General features: G+C 47.1%; 16 protein-coding genes. 6 read left to right on the forward strand and 10 right to left on the reverse strand.

The window, feature by feature from the left end; translation table 11 throughout:
• Positions 1 to 8 precede the first annotated feature (8 nt).
• From G548_RS0112010 to G548_RS18110, 8 genes are all read right to left on the reverse strand, one after another.
• A complete protein-coding gene (locus G548_RS0112010) occupies positions 9 to 266 on the reverse strand; it encodes a gas vesicle protein GvpG (RefSeq protein ID WP_022794401.1) in 258 nt (85 codons plus the stop codon).
• The gene (locus G548_RS0112015; protein WP_022794402.1) at positions 263 to 1,012 is read right to left on the reverse strand and encodes a GvpL/GvpF family gas vesicle protein; all 750 of its coding nucleotides are present in this window, start codon (positions 1,010 to 1,012) and stop codon (positions 263 to 265) included. The genes G548_RS0112010 and G548_RS0112015 overlap by 4 nt, the downstream gene beginning before the upstream one ends.
• A 13-nt stretch (positions 1,013 to 1,025) precedes the next feature.
• The gene (gvpN, locus tag G548_RS0112020; RefSeq protein WP_022794403.1) at positions 1,026 to 2,102 is read right to left on the reverse strand and encodes a gas vesicle protein GvpN; all 1,077 of its coding nucleotides are present in this window, start codon (positions 2,100 to 2,102) and stop codon (positions 1,026 to 1,028) included.
• 6 nt (positions 2,103 to 2,108) lie between these two features.
• Positions 2,109 to 2,732, reverse strand: coding sequence for a gas vesicle protein GvpO (gvpO, locus tag G548_RS18850; protein ID WP_022794404.1), 624 nt, complete (start codon positions 2,730 to 2,732; stop codon positions 2,109 to 2,111).
• A 6-nt stretch (positions 2,733 to 2,738) separates the two neighbouring features.
• Entirely contained in the window at positions 2,739 to 3,005 is a 267-nt protein-coding gene (gene gvpO / locus G548_RS0112030) for a gas vesicle protein GvpO (protein WP_022794405.1), read from the reverse strand.
• Positions 3,006 to 3,080: 75 nt separating this feature from the next.
• A complete protein-coding gene (gene gvpA / locus G548_RS0112035; protein WP_022794406.1) occupies positions 3,081 to 3,350 on the reverse strand; it encodes a gas vesicle structural protein GvpA in 270 nt (89 codons plus the stop codon).
• 13 nt (positions 3,351 to 3,363) lie between these two features.
• Positions 3,364 to 4,338, reverse strand: coding sequence for a hypothetical protein (locus G548_RS0112040; protein ID WP_022794407.1), 975 nt, complete (start codon positions 4,336 to 4,338; stop codon positions 3,364 to 3,366).
• Positions 4,339 to 4,363: 25 nt separating this feature from the next.
• A complete protein-coding gene (locus G548_RS18110) occupies positions 4,364 to 5,371 on the reverse strand; it encodes a hypothetical protein (RefSeq protein ID WP_022794408.1) in 1,008 nt (335 codons plus the stop codon).
• A gap of 627 nt (positions 5,372 to 5,998) precedes the next feature.
• On the opposite strand from G548_RS18110, the gene cobA reads away from it, so the two are divergent.
• The 4 genes from cobA to G548_RS18120 all read left to right on the forward strand — a co-directional run bounded on the left by cobA (position 5,999) and on the right by G548_RS18120 (position 11,653).
• A complete protein-coding gene (gene cobA / locus G548_RS18115; RefSeq protein WP_022794409.1) occupies positions 5,999 to 7,174 on the forward strand; it encodes a uroporphyrinogen-III C-methyltransferase in 1,176 nt (391 codons plus the stop codon).
• Between the two features lie 49 nt (positions 7,175 to 7,223).
• A complete protein-coding gene (gene nirB, locus G548_RS0112055) occupies positions 7,224 to 9,653 on the forward strand; it encodes a nitrite reductase large subunit NirB (protein ID WP_022794410.1) in 2,430 nt (809 codons plus the stop codon).
• Positions 9,654 to 9,671: 18 nt separating this feature from the next.
• Positions 9,672 to 9,998 carry a nitrite reductase small subunit NirD gene (gene nirD / locus G548_RS0112060; RefSeq protein WP_022794411.1) on the forward strand — a complete coding sequence of 109 codons (327 nt, stop codon included), beginning with the start codon at positions 9,672 to 9,674 and terminating at the stop codon, positions 9,996 to 9,998.
• A gap of 113 nt (positions 9,999 to 10,111) precedes the next feature.
• Positions 10,112 to 11,653 (forward strand): MFS transporter, encoded by a 1,542-nt coding sequence (locus G548_RS18120; RefSeq protein ID WP_022794412.1) that lies wholly within the window; start codon positions 10,112 to 10,114, stop codon positions 11,651 to 11,653.
• 223 nt (positions 11,654 to 11,876) lie between these two features.
• Here G548_RS18120 and nasC read toward each other — a convergent pair whose 3' ends face one another.
• Together nasC and nirB (G548_RS0112075) are read right to left on the reverse strand one after the other, a co-directional pair.
• Entirely contained in the window at positions 11,877 to 14,030 is a 2,154-nt protein-coding gene (gene nasC / locus G548_RS0112070; RefSeq protein ID WP_022794413.1) for an assimilatory nitrate reductase catalytic subunit NasC, read from the reverse strand.
• Positions 14,023 to 16,383, reverse strand: a complete 2,361-nt coding sequence (gene nirB, locus G548_RS0112075; RefSeq protein ID WP_022794414.1) for a nitrite reductase large subunit NirB — start codon at positions 16,381 to 16,383, stop codon at positions 14,023 to 14,025. Before nirB (G548_RS0112075) ends, nasC begins: the two co-directional genes overlap by 8 nt.
• Positions 16,384 to 16,621: 238 nt before the next feature.
• On the opposite strand from nirB (G548_RS0112075), the gene G548_RS0112080 reads away from it, so the two are divergent.
• Positions 16,622 to 17,497: a Cof-type HAD-IIB family hydrolase gene (locus G548_RS0112080; protein ID WP_022794415.1), complete on the forward strand. Its 876-nt coding sequence runs from the start codon at positions 16,622 to 16,624 to the stop codon at positions 17,495 to 17,497.
• Between the two features lie 298 nt (positions 17,498 to 17,795).
• A complete protein-coding gene (gene cyoE, locus G548_RS0112085) occupies positions 17,796 to 18,734 on the forward strand; it encodes a heme o synthase (protein ID WP_022794416.1) in 939 nt (312 codons plus the stop codon).
• The last annotated feature ends 53 nt before the right edge of the window (positions 18,735 to 18,787 follow it).

The following is an 18,787-nucleotide window of genomic DNA, read 5'->3' on the forward strand; positions in this document are numbered from 1 at the left end:
TCACTCCTTTAATCCTTTTCCTCTAACTCTTCCCGTAATTCTTCCTGTTCAATCTGCTTTGCTCTGCGATACCGCTGCAGCAGCTCTTCCTCCTGCTCAGTGAAGGCCTCTTCAGAAATTTCTTCCATTTCATACATAATCTGCAGATTGGCGAGTTTTTTTTGAATCTGGCGGACATCAAAATATTCTTTATCCGCCTCTTCCTTTACTTTTTTGCCCGCCCAGACGACCGTATCAAGCGGCCAGGTAAATAATTTATGAATCATACGCTGTTCCCCGCTTTTATTTTCAGGTCAATAAAGTTGTATGCCGGCCACGGACCCGTATACTTGAAATCAGCGTGTTCATTCCATTCATTAAAGATCTCGTTTACTTTTGCATCAAAATCCTCTTCGTTTTCTTTATCTATTAAAAAAGCGGCATTCAACAGCATCCGCTCGTTGATCACTTCGTTGCTTTTAGCTGCGTTGGCAATCTGTGCGAGCGGCTGGAAAACCTCTTCCTCAAAGCGCTCGTGCAGCCTCATCATGAACTTCTGCGCCGATTCCCCGAGCTGCATCCGCTCGTAATAGCTGGCGTTTTTGCCTTTCGTATCCGTTTTTTTGCGCAGGTCTTCCATCCCCGGCTCCTGACGGATTTGTTCATTCAGCCATTCTTTTTTTCCAATGATTTTAAGCCCAACTTCCATTTTGCCGCGGATCTTCGGAAAAATTTCTTCAAATTGATCCTGCAGCTTTTCCATTAAAGCAAAGACTTCTTTTTGGTCCTCAAGAACGTTCCCAAAACTCATCGGAATGACATCGTAGTCTTCCATTACTCCGGCCACTGTATCTTGATGAGCCCGCAGGTTTTTCCTCGTTGGATCATAAATCTGCATCGGAGCTTCTGCTACCACCATCGCCTCCTGCCCGTGCTGGAGGGTATAAATTTTTCGCTCCTTGCCCTCGAGTTCCACGGTGCCGAAGGTTGGTTTTTCAGTAGTTTCAATAACCCCAAACATATAAATTCCCACGGTTACTTGCCTCCTAGACCTTTTTCAACTCTTCCTTCATTCTTTTTTGTGCTTCGCTGACATCTTCACCCTGGATATTTTCCAGGAAATAATGCCCCATCACATCAAAAAACAGCTGTTGAAAATCGTCGTTTTTTACATCTATTTTAACATCATGCTCCGAGCTTAACATCGCGGTCATAACAGCAAGACGGAAGCTTGGCACATGCGTATCGTTTTCCCTGCTCGTGGATTTAGCCCAATCCAATGCTTTAATAATGGTTTCGGCTTCTTTTTCACTGATGGAAGCTCTCTCAGTAAGGATAGAAACCTGGGCTTCCTTATTAGGATCCTCCACCGGAATGGTGATCATTCTATCAAGAAGGGCGTCCTGGGATTTATGCACACCAGCGTATTCCTCCGGATTGCTTGTGAAAATTGCTTTAAAATTCGGGTGCACGGTAATGAAGCTTTCATTTCGCTGCGTGCCGTAAAGCGGCAGTATACCTTCTTCAAGAACGGAAAGAAACAAATTATTTGTAGATGGCAGGGAACGGGTAAATTCATCGTAAATAAGCGTATGGCCATTTTTTACTGCTTCGAGCAGACGGCCCGTACTCCACCGTTCTGTAATATGGTCTTCGCGTTTATATACCTTCCGGACGTAGTTATCAATTAATTTGTCACTTGTATAGCCGATTCTTCCGCCGAGAAGGTCCGTGTTCGAAAGGCTTTCATTCCCGTTTAACAGCGTAACAGGCTGGTTAAACCGGCGTGCAAGCTGAAAGGAAAGGGTCGTTTTGCCTACTCCGGCTGCGCCTGTAAAGTGTACAGGGTATCCGGAGGTTAAATACTTTTCGGAACGCTCTAAAATCGACTGCATCTCTTCAGTCTCTACGATTTTATTAATATTGCTGATTTTTTGCTGCTTTGGCTGCTGCTGTTCTTCAGAGGTCGTTTGTTTTGATTTTGTGCTGGCAGATGCATTGATTTTTTTCGACTGTCCTTTGCTATTCTGAGGGCTGTTTTTTTGCTGGTTTGTCCGGGAGCTCCCTGATGTGTTGGATGACTTTTTCTGAGTCTGCTGCTTTCTTTCGTTAGTAGTAGCCATATTTTTTTACCTCTCTTTTTTCTCAAAAGGAGTACTTCTCGGACGAGTGTTCATCCTTTGATAGGAAGTTATTTTTTGATCCTTGTTCATTGTGGCTTCATAAATCCCAATCAACTGGTCTCTTCCGTATTTTTGCGTGTATTCCTTCTCTTCTACTAGTTCTACTTCAATATTCCAGCCGTCTCCGGCATCCACAATAGCTGTGATACGGACAGGGGAGTTCATCGTTTCTTCGAAAAACGAACGGATGGTTTCAAACATATCACTTGAGATAGGCGCAAACGATTCTTCACCTGAGTCTTCCTGTTGAGCAGCTTCTTCATTAGCTTCTTTTTTAGTCTGGTTGGATTTAGCGGTATTTTTTTTACTGGCGGTCGCCGTGGTATTATTCACTTCGTCATTTTCTCCTTTATCATCCGTTTTTTTATTCTGTCCGGAAGATTTCTGTGAAGCTTCACTCGAAGAACCTGATTTTGCAGGGCCTTTAATCTGCTCCTTTGGCTGCTCTTCTTCTCCTTCTTCTTCCGAAGAGAAAGGCTTATATGAGCCGCTTTTGCTGGTTTTCAGTTCCTGCCCCTGGGTTTCGTCCGTTTTTTCTTCTTTTTTTGCCGTAGATTGTTTGGCCGCCATCTGTAACTATCTCCTTTCTGCTGTTTCTACAAAAGCACTTCTTGGTCTCAGGTTTACACGCTCAAACGACCCTACCTGCTGGTTGTTGTTCAGCTTCACTTCATAGACGCCCAGAAGCTGGTCGTGGCCGTACTTTTGCATATACTCGTCTTCTTCGATCACTTCTACTTCTGCAAACCAGCCGTAGTCTTCTTCGGAAACTGAAGTAATTCGAAACGGAGGCTTTAAATTTTCCTCAAAAAAATTGTTAATTGAATTCATTACTTCCTTCATAGTGGTCCCCGCTTTCTTCTTACAATAGAAATATATCCCGCCATGCAGTCATACGCATGACGGGATTAGAGAAATTTAAGCAAAGTTTAACTGCCCGGCACGCTCATTAGAGTCTGCATCTTCATCGATTTCGCCCTGGACATCGTCGCGGAGCAGTCCGACTGCTTCAGCGTAACGGAGCCAAGTATCAACACTTGCAATAACGATACGTGCTTCAATTGTAATCAGTTCAATTCCCACCACAGAAATACGAGCGTAAAGGTCGATAACAATACCTTTGTCTAGTATACGGTCAATAACCTCTGCCAAGCTGGAAGAATCTGTACTTTTTTCAATTGTTGCCATAATCTTTCACTCCTTAATCATAGTGCTTAATATTTTCTGTTCCTTTAATGGCGTTGATGCCTTTGATGTCATCGTAGCTTTTCAGCTTCGATTCCTTGTAGCTCTTGATGTCAGATAAGCCTTTCAGTTCGCTTATGCCTTTAATATCATCAACGCCCTTGACCTCGTCATAGCTTCTTAACCTGGACTCGCTGTAACTCTTGATGTTCGACGGTCCTTTGATATCTTCCATTCCTTTTAGATCGCTCAAGCCTTTTTCAGGCAGCGATCGAAGGATTTTACCGCCCCCTTTCCCGGACTTATTGGAGCCTCCCTGAACGTTTTCCTGCAGCTGCCCTGTAGCTTCACCCAAATTTTTCTGGGCTTCCTGGCCCTTTTCTTTAGCCTGCTCGACAGCGTTCTGGAGTTTCTCCTGGGCTTCTTCTCCTTTTCCTTCTAAAGCCTGCTTTGCTTCCTGTACTTTTTCCTGTGCATGCTCCTTTGCCAGACGAGCACTCTCCAGGGTATTAAAAAACTTTTTGCCCATATAGGCTGCAGCTACAGCATTGGCCGCCTGAGGATTATTTTTTATTCCTTTAGTAGCCGTTTTTACGAGTTCTTCTTTGGCATTTCCCTGAATCATGTTTTTCGTTGTTTCCACAGGGTTCAAATCAGAAATTTCTTCGGCAGTATCTTTAATCGGTTCAATGAAGGTATCCTCTGTCTGCTCATCAAGGTATTCCTTCGTCTTTTTAAAGGAAACCCATTTGGCAGCTTTTTGACCGCTGTCTTTCACCTTATCTAAAAATGAGTCTTCATCCTGGGAGCTTTCTTCTTCATCAGTTGATTGCTTCCCGGATGATTTATCACCGGATGATTCTGCTTTGGAATAAGAAGAAAAGTGAGTTTTCTTCCAGGCTTCGTCCGGAACGGAGAACGTCTTTCTTACCTTTGGCTTCGAACCATCGACATATTTTCCGCCTTCAGTTAATAAAATCTTCTTTGCCATAATTTGGTCTCCTCAAACCGAAGCATTATTTATTTCCATCTACCCGCTTATAGGAGGTTACCTCTAAATGATCATCCACCTGCACCTGATACGTTTCTTTTTTCGATTTTCTTCCTTCTTTATTTAATGCTTCGATTTCCACAAGCCATTGACCCTCCTGCTTTTCTGTGGAAGTAATCCGCTGGGGCTCGGCTACATAGTTTTTAAAGAAATCGTTCACGGTATCCATGACGTCGGTCAGGCTGTGGTTCATGTTACTTCCGTTTTGACTGCCGGATTGATAAGCATCAATTTCAGCTTCGTTCGTTTCTTCCGGGCGGCGCTCAAGTTCCTGCGTTAACGTTGACTCTTCTGCGTTTTCCACGCCCGGCTCTGCTGAAGCAGCGCTTTGTTCCAGGCCAGTGGCGTCTGTCAGGCGGCGTGCAGTTTTTTTAGAAACCTTTTTTGCCTTTTTCGGAGCGTTGCTTTCCGCTTCCTGAGCTGGCTGCTCTGTCTCTTTTTCAGCTTTATTGGTACTGCTTTTGCTTTGGGCATTTTTTTGATCCTGTATTTTCATGCCGGTTTTCTCTACTTTTTCGCCGACAGTATTTTTGAGTCCGCTTATCCTGCCCTTAGTTTCTTTTACCTTTTTATTTCCTTTATAAACAACTTTACTCGCGTCCGCCGCCTGCCTGGCTCCTTTAGCCTTTCCCGCAACGGTATCTTTGGCCTGGGCACCCGCGTTTTTAGCGTTATCTTCAGCACTTTTTTTCTTATTTTCCAGATTATCCTGTATTTGCTTTCCTGATTCTTTTACATTGTCTGTCGCCTGCTTTGCTTTAATCGCAGGCTTTTTTGCTGTCTGCTTGAGACGGGGAGCTTTTTTTCCTTCTTCCTGGTTTTCAGCTGGTTCCTCAGTATTTTCTTCCCCGGAAGATTCTTCTGAGGATTGAGGTTTATTTTTCGTCTCTTTAGTGATTAGAGGAAGCGCACCGCCAATAAGACTGCCCGCAGCCATCAATCCGTACGTAACTTTATCTTTAGCGTCGGCCACTGTAACTCACCTTTCTTATGTGAAAATTTAATCTATACGCAAAAACCCTCATCCGGCCAAAGGCTTCATGCTTTTCCAATGAATAGCTGGAAACAAACAGTCATGAATTCGCTGGGCTGGAGAGGGTCTTTAATGTAATCATTTGAGCAATTTCTTCTTAAATTAAGGAGAGAATTGCTCCAATCACAACAATAGCTCCAATAACCATTAAAATTGTACGAATCATGACAAACACTCGCTTTCTCATCTAAATTGAATAGCTGCTTTAATTAGAATTACCTTTTACTTCACCAACCTAAACTTTTTAATGTATTTATCTTTAAAAAAAGTTCTAAATACCTATATTCTCAATCCATATTTCTAAAGAGCCTTTAAATTTTTTGCTTTTTCCCCGGGATACAGAAATCCATTGTCAGATTTACTTACAATAATAATGTGTTTTTCGCACTTTTATTTATGAAATTTTCGTCTGTGTACGTACGACAAAGTTTAAAGGTACGAATAAAGAAAAAAGTACGTTACATTTTCTTTCACATATGCTGAATTACCTCCCGGCTTTACCTAGAATAAAACTCGTAATCAAAAAATAACTACTCCAGGTACATATTAAAAGGAAAGAGGTGCAGCATGGGCAGCAATCATACTGGAATCGTTTCATTTGTAGGCGCCGGGCCGGGCGATCCTGAATTAATCACCGCGAAGGGCCTGCGCAAATTACAACAGGCAGATGTGGTCATCTATGATCGTCTGGCTCATCCCGGGCTTCTGCTGCAGGCTTCTCCCGACGCGAAACTTATATATTGCGGCAAGCAGCCGTGCCAGCATACACTCCGGCAGCAGGACATTCACCATGAGCTTCGGGTCCACGCCAGACGCGGCAGCCGGGTCGTCCGTTTGAAAGGAGGGGACCCGGGAGTCTTTGGAAGAGTCGGAGAAGAAGCCGAAGAGCTTCAAAAGCATCAGATCCGCTTTGAAATCATTCCGGGCGTCACTTCCGGCAGCGCCGCTCCAGCTTACGCCGGTGTTCCTTTAACCCATCGGGACTATTCCCGTTCCTATACCGTAGTGACCGGGCACGGCAAACAGCGGGACGGAATGCCTGACATCCAATGGGGCGGCCTTGCTGCAGGCTCTGACACGATCGTTTTTTACATGGGCGTCAAACACGCCGGATGGATTGCTGAACAGCTGATCCAGCACGGCCGCCCGCCCGGGGAATCGGTGCTTATTGTGCAGTGGGGCACCTACGGCAGGCAGCAGTCAACCGCCGCTTCGCTCGCCGGCCTTAAAGAAACAGTTCACAAAGAACAGATTGCAAATCCTGCAATTATTGTAGTCGGTGCTGTTACAGAGATGCACTCCAGAACACAGTGGTTCCACCCTGAGAAAAAAACGAGGCGGAGTATTGCAGCCTTCACCGCCGGACACCCAGAGCTTCAGAATTTTACAGAATATCTGCAGGACGAGCAGGCGGCCATTTGCCATACGAATCAGCCGATTGATGCCGGACATCTTTCACCAAACAACGAACACGCTCTTTCCCGGCTTCTTGAAGAAAAGCTCATCGATACTGTTTTTGTTTCCGATTATATTTCTTATCAGAGGCTGAAGCCAGGCATTGACCGAATGATAAGCGAACAGCATACAACCATTTCTCCGGTCTACATTATTTTTGATAAGGAGGCCTTTTCTTCCGATGAAGCAGATGTCTTTTATATAGACCCTTTATTGTCGCCTGAAAAAATGACGGAGCAGTTAAATCACCTTACTTCGTTTCCTGTGAAAACACCCGCCGGCATTTAAACCGATGAAAATATCAGAATTATTCAAATTTTTTGAGGAGGATTCATCTATGAAGAAAGAACGTCTCGTATTGATCGGCAACGGCATGGCCGGCATGTATACCATTGAAGAAATTTTAAAGCAGGAGCCGGACCGCTTTGAAATTACGGTTTTCGGCAAAGAGCCTCATCCAAACTACAACCGTATTCTGCTCTCCTCTGTTCTTCAGGGAGACAGCGAATTAGAAGACATCGTTTTAAATGATTATGACTGGTATGAAGAACATAATATTACGCTTCATGCAGGCGATGAAGTTACGCGTATTGATACGACCAACAAACAGGTGGAAAGTGCTGGCGGGATTGTATGTGCGTATGATCATCTGATCGTCGCTACCGGCTCCAACCCTTTTATGCCCCCTATCCCCGGCTCCGACAAAGAAGGAGTAATTTCCTTCCGGGATATAAAAGATACCGAAACAATGATTGAAGCCTCCAAAAAATATGAAAAGGCAGCTGTGATTGGCGGCGGACTGCTGGGGCTCGAGGCCGCCCGGGGCCTGCTGAACCTGAATATGGAAACAGAGGTAATTCACATCCAGGATCAGTTAATGGAACGCCAGCTTGATCCCAACGCCTCCAAAATGCTGAAGCGCGAGCTTGAAGGCCAGGGCATGCGGTTTCACATGGAAAAGCAGACGGAACAGATTTTCGGCCGCAAACGCGTGCAGGGGCTTCATTTCAAAGACGGGGAATCACTTTACGCCGATCTCATCGTTATCGCTGTCGGCATCCGTCCAAATATTAAACTTGCAGAGAATTCCGGTATCGAGACAAACCGTGCAATTGTCGTGAACGATTTTCTTGAAACGAGCGCTCCGGATGTATACGCCGTTGGCGAATGTGCAGAGCATAACGGCATCGCTTATGGCCTCGTAGCCCCATTATATGAACAGGGCAAAATTCTGGCTGCGCGGCTCGTATCCAAAGAACCGGCGGGGGCCGGGTACCAGGGCTCTCTTACATCAACCAAATTAAAGGTTTCCGGCGTGGATGTCTTTTCGGCAGGTGAATTTGGAGAAGCGGACGATTTAAAATCTGTACTTGTCCATGACGATTTTGACGGCGTTTATAAAAAAGTGAACATCCGTGATAACAAGGTAGTCGGTGCTGTTTTATTCGGAGATACCTCTGATTCGCCGAAGCTTTTGAATCTGATCAATAAAAAAGAAGACATTTCCGACGTTGGCAAAGGGCTCATTCTTCCCTCTGAAAGCAATGCACCGGTGGAAAGTCCCGTCGCAGACATGGCGGATGAAGAAACGGTCTGCGGGTGCAACGGAGTCTGTAAAGGCGATATCGTTTCTGCCATTAATGACAAAGGCCTGACTTCCGTGAACGAGATCAAACAGCATACGAACGCTTCGCGCTCCTGCGGCGGCTGTAAACCGCTCGTTTCCGACCTGCTGAATGCCACGCTCGGCGACGAGGCCTCCGGCGCCGAAGTGGAGCCGCTGTGCGGGTGTACCGATCTCTCTCATGAGCAGGTCACTGAAGAAATAAAAACAAAGCAGCTCACTCATACCCGCGAAGTGATGAACGTGCTCGGATGGAAGGAGCCTGAAGGCTGCTCCAAGTGCCGTCCGGCCCTGAACTACTACCTGAGCGTCTCGAAGCCAAAAGAATATGAAGATGATTACTCCTCCCGTTTTATCAATGAACGTGTGCACGCCAACATTCAAAACGACGGCACCTATTCCGTTGTTCCAAGAATGTACGGAGGCGTCACTAATTCAGAGCAGCTCCGGAAAATTGCTGATGTCGCAGAAAAGTATGAAGTGCCGCTACTTAAGATGACAGGCGGCCAGCGTATTGACATGCTAGGTGTCAAAAAAGAAGACCTCCCGTCCATATGGGGCGAACTCGACATGCCTTCCGGTCATGCTTACGGGAAAAGTATACGTACCGTAAAAACATGCGTCGGTGAAGACTTCTGCCGTTTTGGCACCCAGGATTCCATCGGAATGGGCATGACCATCGAACGAAAATACGAACGGCTCAATACTCCCCACAAGGTGAAAATGGCCGTCTCGGCCTGCCCGAGAAACTGCGCGGAGTCCGGTATTAAAGACATCGGGATTGTCGGTCTTGAAGGCCACTGGGAAATGTACGTCGGCGGAAATGGCGGCGTGGACCTCAGGGGCGGCGACCTGCTCGGAAAAATGAAAAGCGATGACGAACTGTTGGATTCCATCAGCGCTTTTCTCCAATATTACCGGGAATCCGCCCACTACCTCGAGCGTACCTCTCACTGGATCGAACGCGTCGGCCTCGATCATGTAAAAGCGGTCGTTCTCGAAGATGAAGAGGCACGGGCAAACTTAATTGAGCGCATGGAAGTGTCCCTCGAGCATAAAGGCGAAGACCCGTGGAAGGAACTTACGTATAACGAAAAGAAAAAGCAGGAGCTGTTTGAACAGCGTAAAGTGGAGCTCGTTTAATTTGAGGGAGGAACAGAGATGAATAGCGTAGATAAACAAAAAGAAGTAGCAGTGGCCACTGTTGATGAAATTACAGTCGATATTCCTAAAGAAGTGATCATTGAGGAAACTTCAATAGCCATTTTCAAGACTAAAGACGACACCATTTTCGCCCTGGAAAATAAATGCCCTCACAAAGGAGGGCCTCTTTCCCAGGGGATCGTCAGCGGAGAGCATGTATTCTGTCCGCTTCACGACTGGAAAATCAGCCTGAACGATGGAGAGGCCCAGGGGCCGGATGAAGGCTGTACTGCCTCCTATGATACAAGAATCGAAAACAACACGGTTTATCTGCTTTTAAACTAAGATTTTTTCGGCCGCAACGGCGAACTTCCTGAGAAATAAGTACACGCACGTTAACTTTCAATTGTTTTTTGAATAAACCAAAAATAATTACCTAACCTTAGGAGGTTCTCCTTTTGACTATTAAAGACCTTTTCCGTTTTCAGGATGAGCGCATTAAAATTCTTCATTTCTGCTGGTTTGCGTTCTTCATCTCATTTTTCGCCTGGTATAATATGGCTCCGCTTGCGACCACCATGATGGCTGACCTTGGATGGCTGACGACTGAACATATCGCCGCCCTCGGAATCATGAACGTAGCCCTGACTATCCCGGCGCGGATCATTATCGGGTCGCTGCTCGACCGCTTTGGCCCGCGGGTCGTCTTTTCCACACTATTGATTATTATGGCGGTGCCTACATTTATCTTTGCATTCGGCAGCACCTGGGCGCAGCTTGCCATCAGCCGGCTTGTACTCGGGAGTATTGGCGCAAGCTTCGTTGTCGGTATCCGCATGATCGCAGAATGGTTTCCGCCCAAGCACGTGGGCTTTGCTGAAGGAATCTACGGCGGCTGGGGCAATTTTGGTTCAGCAGCGGGGGCAATCATTCTTCCGTGGCTCGCCATCACTCTTATCGGCGGCGATGACAGCTGGAGATATGCGGTTGCTTTCACCGGGGTTGTCTGCTTTATTTATGGTATTGTTTTTTACTTAAACGTCCGCGACACGCCGGAAGGCCATACGCTTATTAAGCCAAAACGCTCCGGCGCCATGGAAGTGAGCTCCTGGAAGGATATGGCTCAACTGATGTTTTGGACTATACCTGTCGGAGGCGCCGTGGCTCTTAGTGCCTGGAGAGTCTTCGATATGGGCTTTATTTCTACTTCTATTGTGTACGGTATTTTCATCGCTGTAGGGCTCGTGTTGATTTACCAGATCTATATGATCGTAAAAGTAAACGTTCCTATTATTAAACAAGGTATAGCAAAAGACGATCAATACAACTTCAAAAATGTTGGAGCTCTGAACAGTACTTATTTCGCCAACTTTGGCGCTGAACTTGCGATTGTATCCATGCTCCCTATGTTTTTCCAGCTCACCTTCTCCCTTACGCCGTCCACAGCCGGTCTCATTGCAGCTTCATTTGCCTTTGTGAACCTGCTTGCCCGTCCGCTCGGCGGTGTCCTATCCGACCGCCTCGGAAGCCGGCGCAAGGTAATGCTCGTTTATATGTTCGGTATTGTGATTGGCATGTGCGGCATGGGTATGATCAACTCCGGCTGGCCGGTCATACTGGCTGTTCTCATGACAGTCCTTACTTCGTTATTCGTGCAGGGAGGCGAAGGTGCCACCTTTGCAATGGTTCCAATGGTAAAAAAACGGGTCACCGGGCAGGTGGCCGGTATGACCGGAGCGTATGGAAGCATTGGTGCAAGCGTCTATTTAACGCTCTATACGTTCGTTACCCCGAGTCAGTTTTTCTTTATCCTGGCCGGAGGAGCTTTTATAAGCTTTATCATATGCTATTTTACACTCGAAGAGCCGGAGAATTCCTTCGCCGACGATTATTACCTCTCGAAGGAGGATCAGCTGCTTAAGGAAAAAGCAAAAGGAGCGGCCATCCGCTCGAAGGAAGCCGTTTCCTATGCGAGCCAGGTTTCTGATAAAGACCGCTGAGTGAGGGCCCGGTCCTGGTTTACCAGGCCGGTCCGCGGAGCGTTTCTCTAGTAGAGATAAACGCTCCGCGGGCTGCAGAGGCCACTGCCTGCTATGTCAGCCACAAACCCCGGCCAGCCCCCCTGCCGTTTACAACCGGCAGGGGGACTGGCTTTTTATTTATCAAATAGATACCCCCGGCACAAAAAAACACTGCCGATGCCGGCAGCGTTCCTTGTATCTGTTATATTTTTTGTTTCTGGGCTTCTGCCGGCTTCATGGAGACAGCTGCCAGCTTGAATCCCGGCATCTGGCAGACCGGGTCCAGCCTGCCCGCAATCAGCCGGTTTACGTTCTGTTTGCCCGCCCAGTGAAAAGGCACGAAAATGGTATCCTTCCGGATGTTTTCCGACCACTGGTTTCTAACCACAATAGAGCCCTGCGGGGATTCCAGGGTCACAAGGTCGTTTTCTTTAATGCCATACTTTTCTGCTGTTTCAGGATGAATTTCGACGAATGATTCAAAATAACGGGCATTTAATTTGGCACTTTTTCCTGTCTGAACCCCGGTCAGATAATGGGACATAACCCTTCCAGTCGTCAGATACAGCGGCCTTGCCTCCGACAGCCGTTCTTTAATAATTTCTTCCCCGTGTTCCGGAGTAAAACAGCGGGCCCTGCCACTGTCATGCACAAACGACTCATCAAACAGTCGCTGCCTTCCTTTTTCTTCCGGAGAAGGGCACGGCCAAAAGACGCCGTTTTCCTGTTTAATCCGTTCATACGTGATTCCGTAATAATCAGCCGGCCCTCCTTTCGAAGCAAAACGCAGCTCTTCGAAAATATCTTTCGCCGAGCGGTAGCTGAACCATTTCTCTTTACCAAGACGCGCAGCAATCAGCGATAAAATCTCCCAATCGTGCTTTGCCTGGCCGGGTGCCGGGCGGTCCCCCTGTCTCCAGGTCACCCGTCCTTCCATATTCGTAAGCGTTCCTTCATCTTCAATATAAGCGGTCGACGGGAGAACCAGGTCGGCATATTCAGCCGTTTCTGAGATAAATAAATCCACCACCACTAAAAAGTCGAGCGCCTCAAGCCCCTGCTTCACAATAGAAGCATTCGGATTCGAAGCAATTGGATTCGAACCTACTAAAAACATTCCTTTAATTTCCCCGTTCTTTGTTTTCTGCATCATTTCATAGGCAGAAACGCCCTTACCAGGCAGGTCTTCCTCATTTATATTCCAAACCGCCGCCATATGCTCCCTGGCTTTCGGATCTTCAATCGAGCGGTAGCCCGGAAGCTGATCAGATTTTTGACCGTGCTCCCGGCCCCCCTGGCCGTTTGCCTGACCGGTGATCGCCCCGTATCCTGAACCTGGTTTGCCGATGTGGCCGCAGATTAGTGCCAGGTTAATAAAATGGCGGACAGCCTGATGCCCATCAATCTGCTGTTCCACCCCCCGGGCGGTAAATATCATGCCTGTACCCGCTTCGGCAAATATCGTAGCCGCCTGCTCAATATCGCCCTGGGGCACATCTGCCCGTTTCGCAAGCTCGTCTACGCTGTACTGGCGCACGTATGCTTCAAGCTCTTCAGCGCCTTCTGTGCGGTTTTGCAGAAATTCTTTATTCTGCAGATTTTTATCAAAAATCACTTTTAAAAGCGCGGTCGTTAAAGACCAGTCCTCCCCGGGCTTCAGCTGCAGATGCAGGTCTGCCATTTTAGCTGTTTCTGTCACTCGCGGATCGATCACAATAATAAAAGCTCCGTTTTGTTTTGCCTGTTCAAAATACGGCATGATGGTCGGCTGGCATTCGGCAATATTAGTGCCGGCGAGTATGATGCATTTTGCGTTTGGAATTTCCTCAATGCCATTGGTAAACCCGCGGTCTACCCCGAACGTCTTCGTCGCCGCTGAGGCAGCAGAAGACATGCAGAACCGGCCGTTGTAATCGATGTATTTTGTCTGCAGCCCGACCCGGGCGAACTTGCCGAGCAGATAGGATTCTTCATTCGTAAGCGAGCCTCCGCCGTATACCGATAAAGCATTTTTGCCGGAGGTCTGCTGAATATCCTTCGTTCGCTGTTCAATAATATCCAGGGCTTCGTCCCATTCAATAGATTTAAACCGGCCGTTCACTTTTTTCATCGGAGCTGTAATCCGGTCTTCATGAATCACATGCTGGTAGGCTGAGTGACCTTTGACACATAACCGGCCGTGCGTGGTGGGATTATCCACACCGACGGTTTTATATTTGATGCCTTTTGTAGTAATCTGCTCCACTACTTCCTTTTTACACTGCATGCTGCAGAAAGGGCACTGAGCCTGATGCCGGTTTTCTTCGAGAACTGTCGGCTCTATTGTCCGTCCGTAATTGGACCCGAAATCATTCATGAACTGTACTCCCTTCTGGAATCGAAAAATGATACGGCAGCGGCTTTTTCAAACAAGTACTTAACTGGTGGAGCAGCTGCTCTCTGGTATCCGGATCAAACAATCCTTCCCGTATATGGATGATCGTCATACGTCCGCACCATCTGGCAAATGATTCCTTAAAAAACGCAGTTTCCCGGTAATACTGAAGAAGCGCCCAAATGTACTCTTTTATCTCCATAAAGGTGGGAGCTGAAAACAGCAGTACAGACTTTTCCTCAAAATGAATGTGAAACTCCCACTTGTCTTCCATTTTAAGCAGTCCGGCATCAACGTGATTTCCTTCAAGAATAGAAAAGCCCTCCAGCATGACAAAACGGAGCGTGTCAGGAAAAGGGACAGCTTCCACCGGTTCCTCAAGCTCCAGGGCGTATGGCACCATCCCGGGGTTATGACGCTCCCGGATCCGGTCTTTGAATACACTCTGTACAGTCGTCATCTGAAAACCTGGAAAGTTAAGAAGAGGAATATCCAGGCTGTCACATACTTCCACCACATCTTCGTCTTCGACATATGGAAGCTGTATGCGTCCGTCCGCTGTAATATGAAAATAGCTCAACTGGTATTTTTCGATAACGGTATTTAGATTTTTGATCAGATCAGGAGAAATAATCCCTGCTTTCATGATCGGCTGCAGGGTGTAGGTGCCATCCGCTTCGAGGGAAATGTACGGCGAATAGGTGAACGGCAGTGTTTCGTTGCTTGAAAGCTCTCCCTGCTTCATTTGAATCATATAGAGATAGTAAGCAATGGCAGGCCGGCACATTTCGCAGCCTTCGGGCGTTTTCCAGTTTAAAGCGTCCATCGCTTCTTCGGGCGTCGATGGTTTTACTTCCATCAGCCGGTTAATCAGCGTCGGGTGGTCAAGCCCCGTGCACCCGCACAGCGCTTCAGTTTTGTTTTCCGCCTCCACCTTTCCTTCACAGGCAAGCTTCAGCAGGCCCTCTGCCATACTGCTGCAGCCCCCGCAGGAGGTAGAAGCTCCCGTACAGGCTTTCACTTCATCCAGCGTGGTCAGTTCTTTTTCCTGGACGGCCTGAATAATCGTGTTTTTATTTACATTATTACAGGCACATACCGTGTCGGAGCCTGGCATTTCCAGCAGAAAACCGGCCGGCTCACTGCTTGCTGACAGCAGCTGTTTTTTCTCCGAAGCGTTGATTGGTTTGTCTGTCATCACCAGGCTCTTTAACAGATCGCTGTTGGTTGTATTGCCGTAAAGCACAGCTCCCTGGACCGTTTTATGGCGAAAAACAATCTTTTTATAAAGCTCGTTTTCTTCATCATGGAGCACCCATGACTTTGTAGCCTCGTCCTCGATCAGAGAGCCAACAGAAAACAATTCCACTCCGGATATTTTCAGCTTTGCCGAAGTACTTGAACCTTTATAATAGGCTTTGTGCTCGCCGCTCAAACGCCTCGCCAGCACATCCGCCTGTTCGTTCACCGGCTGCACCAGACCATAGGTCCGGCCGTCATGTTCGATACATTCGCCTATCGCGTATATGTGCTTTTCACTCGTCTCCATTCGATCATTCACAATGATCCCGCGGTTCGTTTCAATACCGGACGCTTCTGCAAGCTTCAGCTGCGGACGAATACCGATCGCAAATACGACCATATCTGCTTCCACGTGTGTCCCGTCCCCAAAAGCAATTCCTGATACCTTCCGGAGTCCCAAAATGGAAGTAACGTCTTTACTCAGCAAAAATTTTACGCCGCGCCGTTCCAGCTTTCCCTGCAGCATGGCGGCAGACTGAAGGTCAAGCTGGCGGTCCATAATATTGTCCGCCCGCTGTACGACCGTCACTTCTGCATCGAAACGGCTCAGTCCGTTAGCCGCTTCGAGTCCTAGCAGGCCGCCTCCGATAACCAGAATCCGACGCTTCTGCCCAGCTGCTTTAACGAGCCTGCGGCAGTCCTCAAGCGTGCGAAAAGGAAATACTCCTTCTTTTTCCACCCCTTCCACCGGTGGAATCAGCGGCGATGACCCCGTGGCAAAAACTAAATGGTCATAGGAGTGCTCCCCGCTGGCTGTTATGATTTTCTTTTCATCCTTCAATACATTCTGCACCGTTTCCCCCGGATGAAAGGATATATTGTTCCGGCGGAACCATTTATTTGTATAGGTTGTTAAATCGTCCTCTGTTATTTCTCCATTTAAATAGGAGGAAAGCTGGATCCGGTTGTACGGCAGCGTTTTTTCTTTACTGAAAATAGAAATATGCACCCGGGCCGTACGCTCACGCAGCTGTTCCATTAACCGGATAGCTGCAAGCCCTCCTCCTATAATGACTACATGCTGCTTTTTCATGTCAGGCACCGCCCTCCCGCAGAGCGAAATATGTTTTCCGAAATCTTTACAAGCTACTATCAGTTTGTAGAAACCTTACGAATTCTTCAATTACCTTGTAAGATAAGCTGTCGATGTTTTTATCGCTTTAGCTTTTCTGCTGAAAACAAAAAAGTTGATGACTCAGATAAAGTGTTCGATAATAGAAGATAATAATTAAGACGGTTCAACAGACCCGGAGTATATCGGAGGAGAAGAAATGAAACTAATTGCAACGGATATGGACGGAACATTGCTGAATCAGGACGGAGAAATCAGCAAAGACAACGCCGAAGCCCTTCAGGCTGCTTCGGCCCACGGCATTGATATCGTAATCGCCACCGGAAGAACCTATGAAGCTGCACACAGACCATTGGCGTCTGCCGGTCTTTCCTACCCAATTATCAGCATGAACGGCGCAGTCACTTACAAAAACCGAAAAGAAATACAGCGCTCTGCCCCCATCACAGAAAGCTCCTGCGAACGAATTTTAACCGTGCATCAGGCTGCCGGCTCTTATATTGAACTGTTTACCAGCCAGGGTATTTTTGCCCCTTCAAGAAAAGCATATATGAGTGTCGTTGTGGGAATGCTGCAGACCGCTCACCCCGAGCTGACGACGGCTGCAGCAGAGCAGTATGCTGAGCGCCGGCTGGAGGATGAAAATTTCCAGTTCGCAGATGATTTCTTTTCAGTACTCGATAACGAGGGGCTCGAGGTGTATAAAATGCTCGCCTTTTCTTCAGAGGCTTCCGTACTCGAACGGATGAAATACGAGCTCCGGGATGATAACGAGCTCGCTCTTACTTCTTCTGGTATGGGCAACCTTGAATTAAACCACGTACGCGCCCAAAAGGGCTTTGCGCTTCAGGAGTTTGCGCTTGGGCTCGGGATATCCCTTGAAGACGTTATGGCTTTAGGCGATAACTTTAACGATTTAAATATGCTCCAAATGGCAGGACGGAGCGTCGCCATGGGCAATGCCGTTCCGGAAGTTAAAGAGGCATCCGGGTTTTCCACAAAAACAAATACTGAACACGGCGTTGCTCACGCTGTGCATGAAATGCTCCACGAATTAAAAACAAAAAGCAGCTGATACTCGTGCCGTCCCACTGCCGGACGGCTTTTGTACGGGCATCCCGGAATAAAGTGCAGTCAGCAGCATTTTCATGGACACCTCTGCCTCGAGCAGCCGGGAAGTAACACTTGCCAATAAGCAGTTAATGTGAGAATATAATTTTGTTTGCTAAAAGTACGAAGTACATATATACAATAATTTGTCATGAATCGTTCACAAACAATTGACAAGATAGCGAACTTTTTTGTCAATATCTCTGATTTTCACGACATATGTGATACATTAGTATCGGATGAACACGGTTGGGGGGAATAAAATGAAATCGGAAAATATCGAACGCACAGTTCAACAAGGATCCCTCGCTGCCCCGAAACAGGCACTTCGTAAAGTACTGGCGGAAACGATTAAAACAGGGATTATCAAATCCAATTTAATCGTTATGTTTGCAGGGATTGCCCTTGCTTTATATATTCACAACATCGCTTTTTCCGATAAAATCGGAGCGATAGTCCTTGCCACGCTTGGCTCGGGCCTTGTTATCGGCGCTGCCGGCACGTTTAACAACTTATACGACCGCGACATCGATAAGATTATGGACCGGACAAAGAACCGCCCTACGGCAACTGGCCGGATGCAGCTGAAAAATGCACTTATACTGGGAATTGTTATGACACTTGCGGGCCTGGGCTTTTTATACGCGGCTTCACCGCTCGCAGCCATCTTCGGATTTACAGGCTTATTCTTTTATGTTGTTCCATATACGATGTGGAGCAAGCGACGCACGATTTACAATACAGAGATCGGGAGCATTTCTGGAGCAGTGCCTCCGCTTATCGGCTGGGCCGCTATTTCCAACGACTTTTTCCATCCGGCAGCTCTCGGCCTTTTCGTTATCATGGTTTTATGGCAGATGCCGCACTTCTATGCTATCGCTATACGCAGACACGATGAGTACAAGGCAGCAGATATCCCAATGCTTCCTGTAATCAAAGGAAACCGGCGGACTTATATTCAGACAAACGTATATCTTGTTCTGTTAACCCTCTCGAGCTTTCTTTTCCTTCCGGTCAGCAGCTTTATCGTTGGCGTATCCTTCGTCTTAAGCGCAGCCTGGCTTGCAGCAAGCTTTATATGCTACCGGCGGATGGACAGCAAAAAATGGGCAACTACTATGTTTATTTTTTCGTTGAATCATATGACGATTCTGTTCACCGTCGTAATTGGATATTCTCTAATTGCCCTGTTTTTTAACTAAAGCATGTTCAGGTCCCAGCACGGGCCGGAGCATGTTTTTCTTTATCATCGTTT

Source organism: Marinococcus halotolerans DSM 16375 (assembly GCF_000420725.1).
In the GTDB taxonomy this organism is placed as follows: Bacteria; Bacillota; Bacilli; order Bacillales; family Marinococcaceae; genus Marinococcus; species Marinococcus halotolerans.

Coding starts and splice junctions, on each gene's coding strand:
- G548_RS0112010 (WP_022794401.1), bottom strand. CDS start 266: ATGATTCATAAATTATTTACCTGGCCGCTTGATACGGTCGTCTGGGCG.
- gvpN (WP_022794403.1), bottom strand. CDS start 2,102: ATGGCTACTACTAACGAAAGAAAGCAGCAGACTCAGAAAAAGTCATCC.
- gvpO (WP_022794404.1), bottom strand. CDS start 2,732: ATGGCGGCCAAACAATCTACGGCAAAAAAAGAAGAAAAAACGGACGAA.
- gvpO (WP_022794405.1), bottom strand. CDS start 3,005: ATGAAGGAAGTAATGAATTCAATTAACAATTTTTTTGAGGAAAATTTA.
- gvpA (WP_022794406.1), bottom strand. CDS start 3,350: ATGGCAACAATTGAAAAAAGTACAGATTCTTCCAGCTTGGCAGAGGTT.
- G548_RS0112040 (WP_022794407.1), bottom strand. CDS start 4,338: ATGGCAAAGAAGATTTTATTAACTGAAGGCGGAAAATATGTCGATGGT.
- cobA (WP_022794409.1), top strand. CDS start 5,999: ATGGGCAGCAATCATACTGGAATCGTTTCATTTGTAGGCGCCGGGCCG.
- nirB (WP_022794410.1), top strand. CDS start 7,224: ATGAAGAAAGAACGTCTCGTATTGATCGGCAACGGCATGGCCGGCATG.
- nirD (WP_022794411.1), top strand. CDS start 9,672: ATGAATAGCGTAGATAAACAAAAAGAAGTAGCAGTGGCCACTGTTGAT.
- nasC (WP_022794413.1), bottom strand. CDS start 14,030: ATGAATGATTTCGGGTCCAATTACGGACGGACAATAGAGCCGACAGTT.
- nirB (WP_022794414.1), bottom strand. CDS start 16,383: ATGAAAAAGCAGCATGTAGTCATTATAGGAGGAGGGCTTGCAGCTATC.
- G548_RS0112080 (WP_022794415.1), top strand. CDS start 16,622: ATGAAACTAATTGCAACGGATATGGACGGAACATTGCTGAATCAGGAC.
- cyoE (WP_022794416.1), top strand. CDS start 17,796: ATGAAATCGGAAAATATCGAACGCACAGTTCAACAAGGATCCCTCGCT.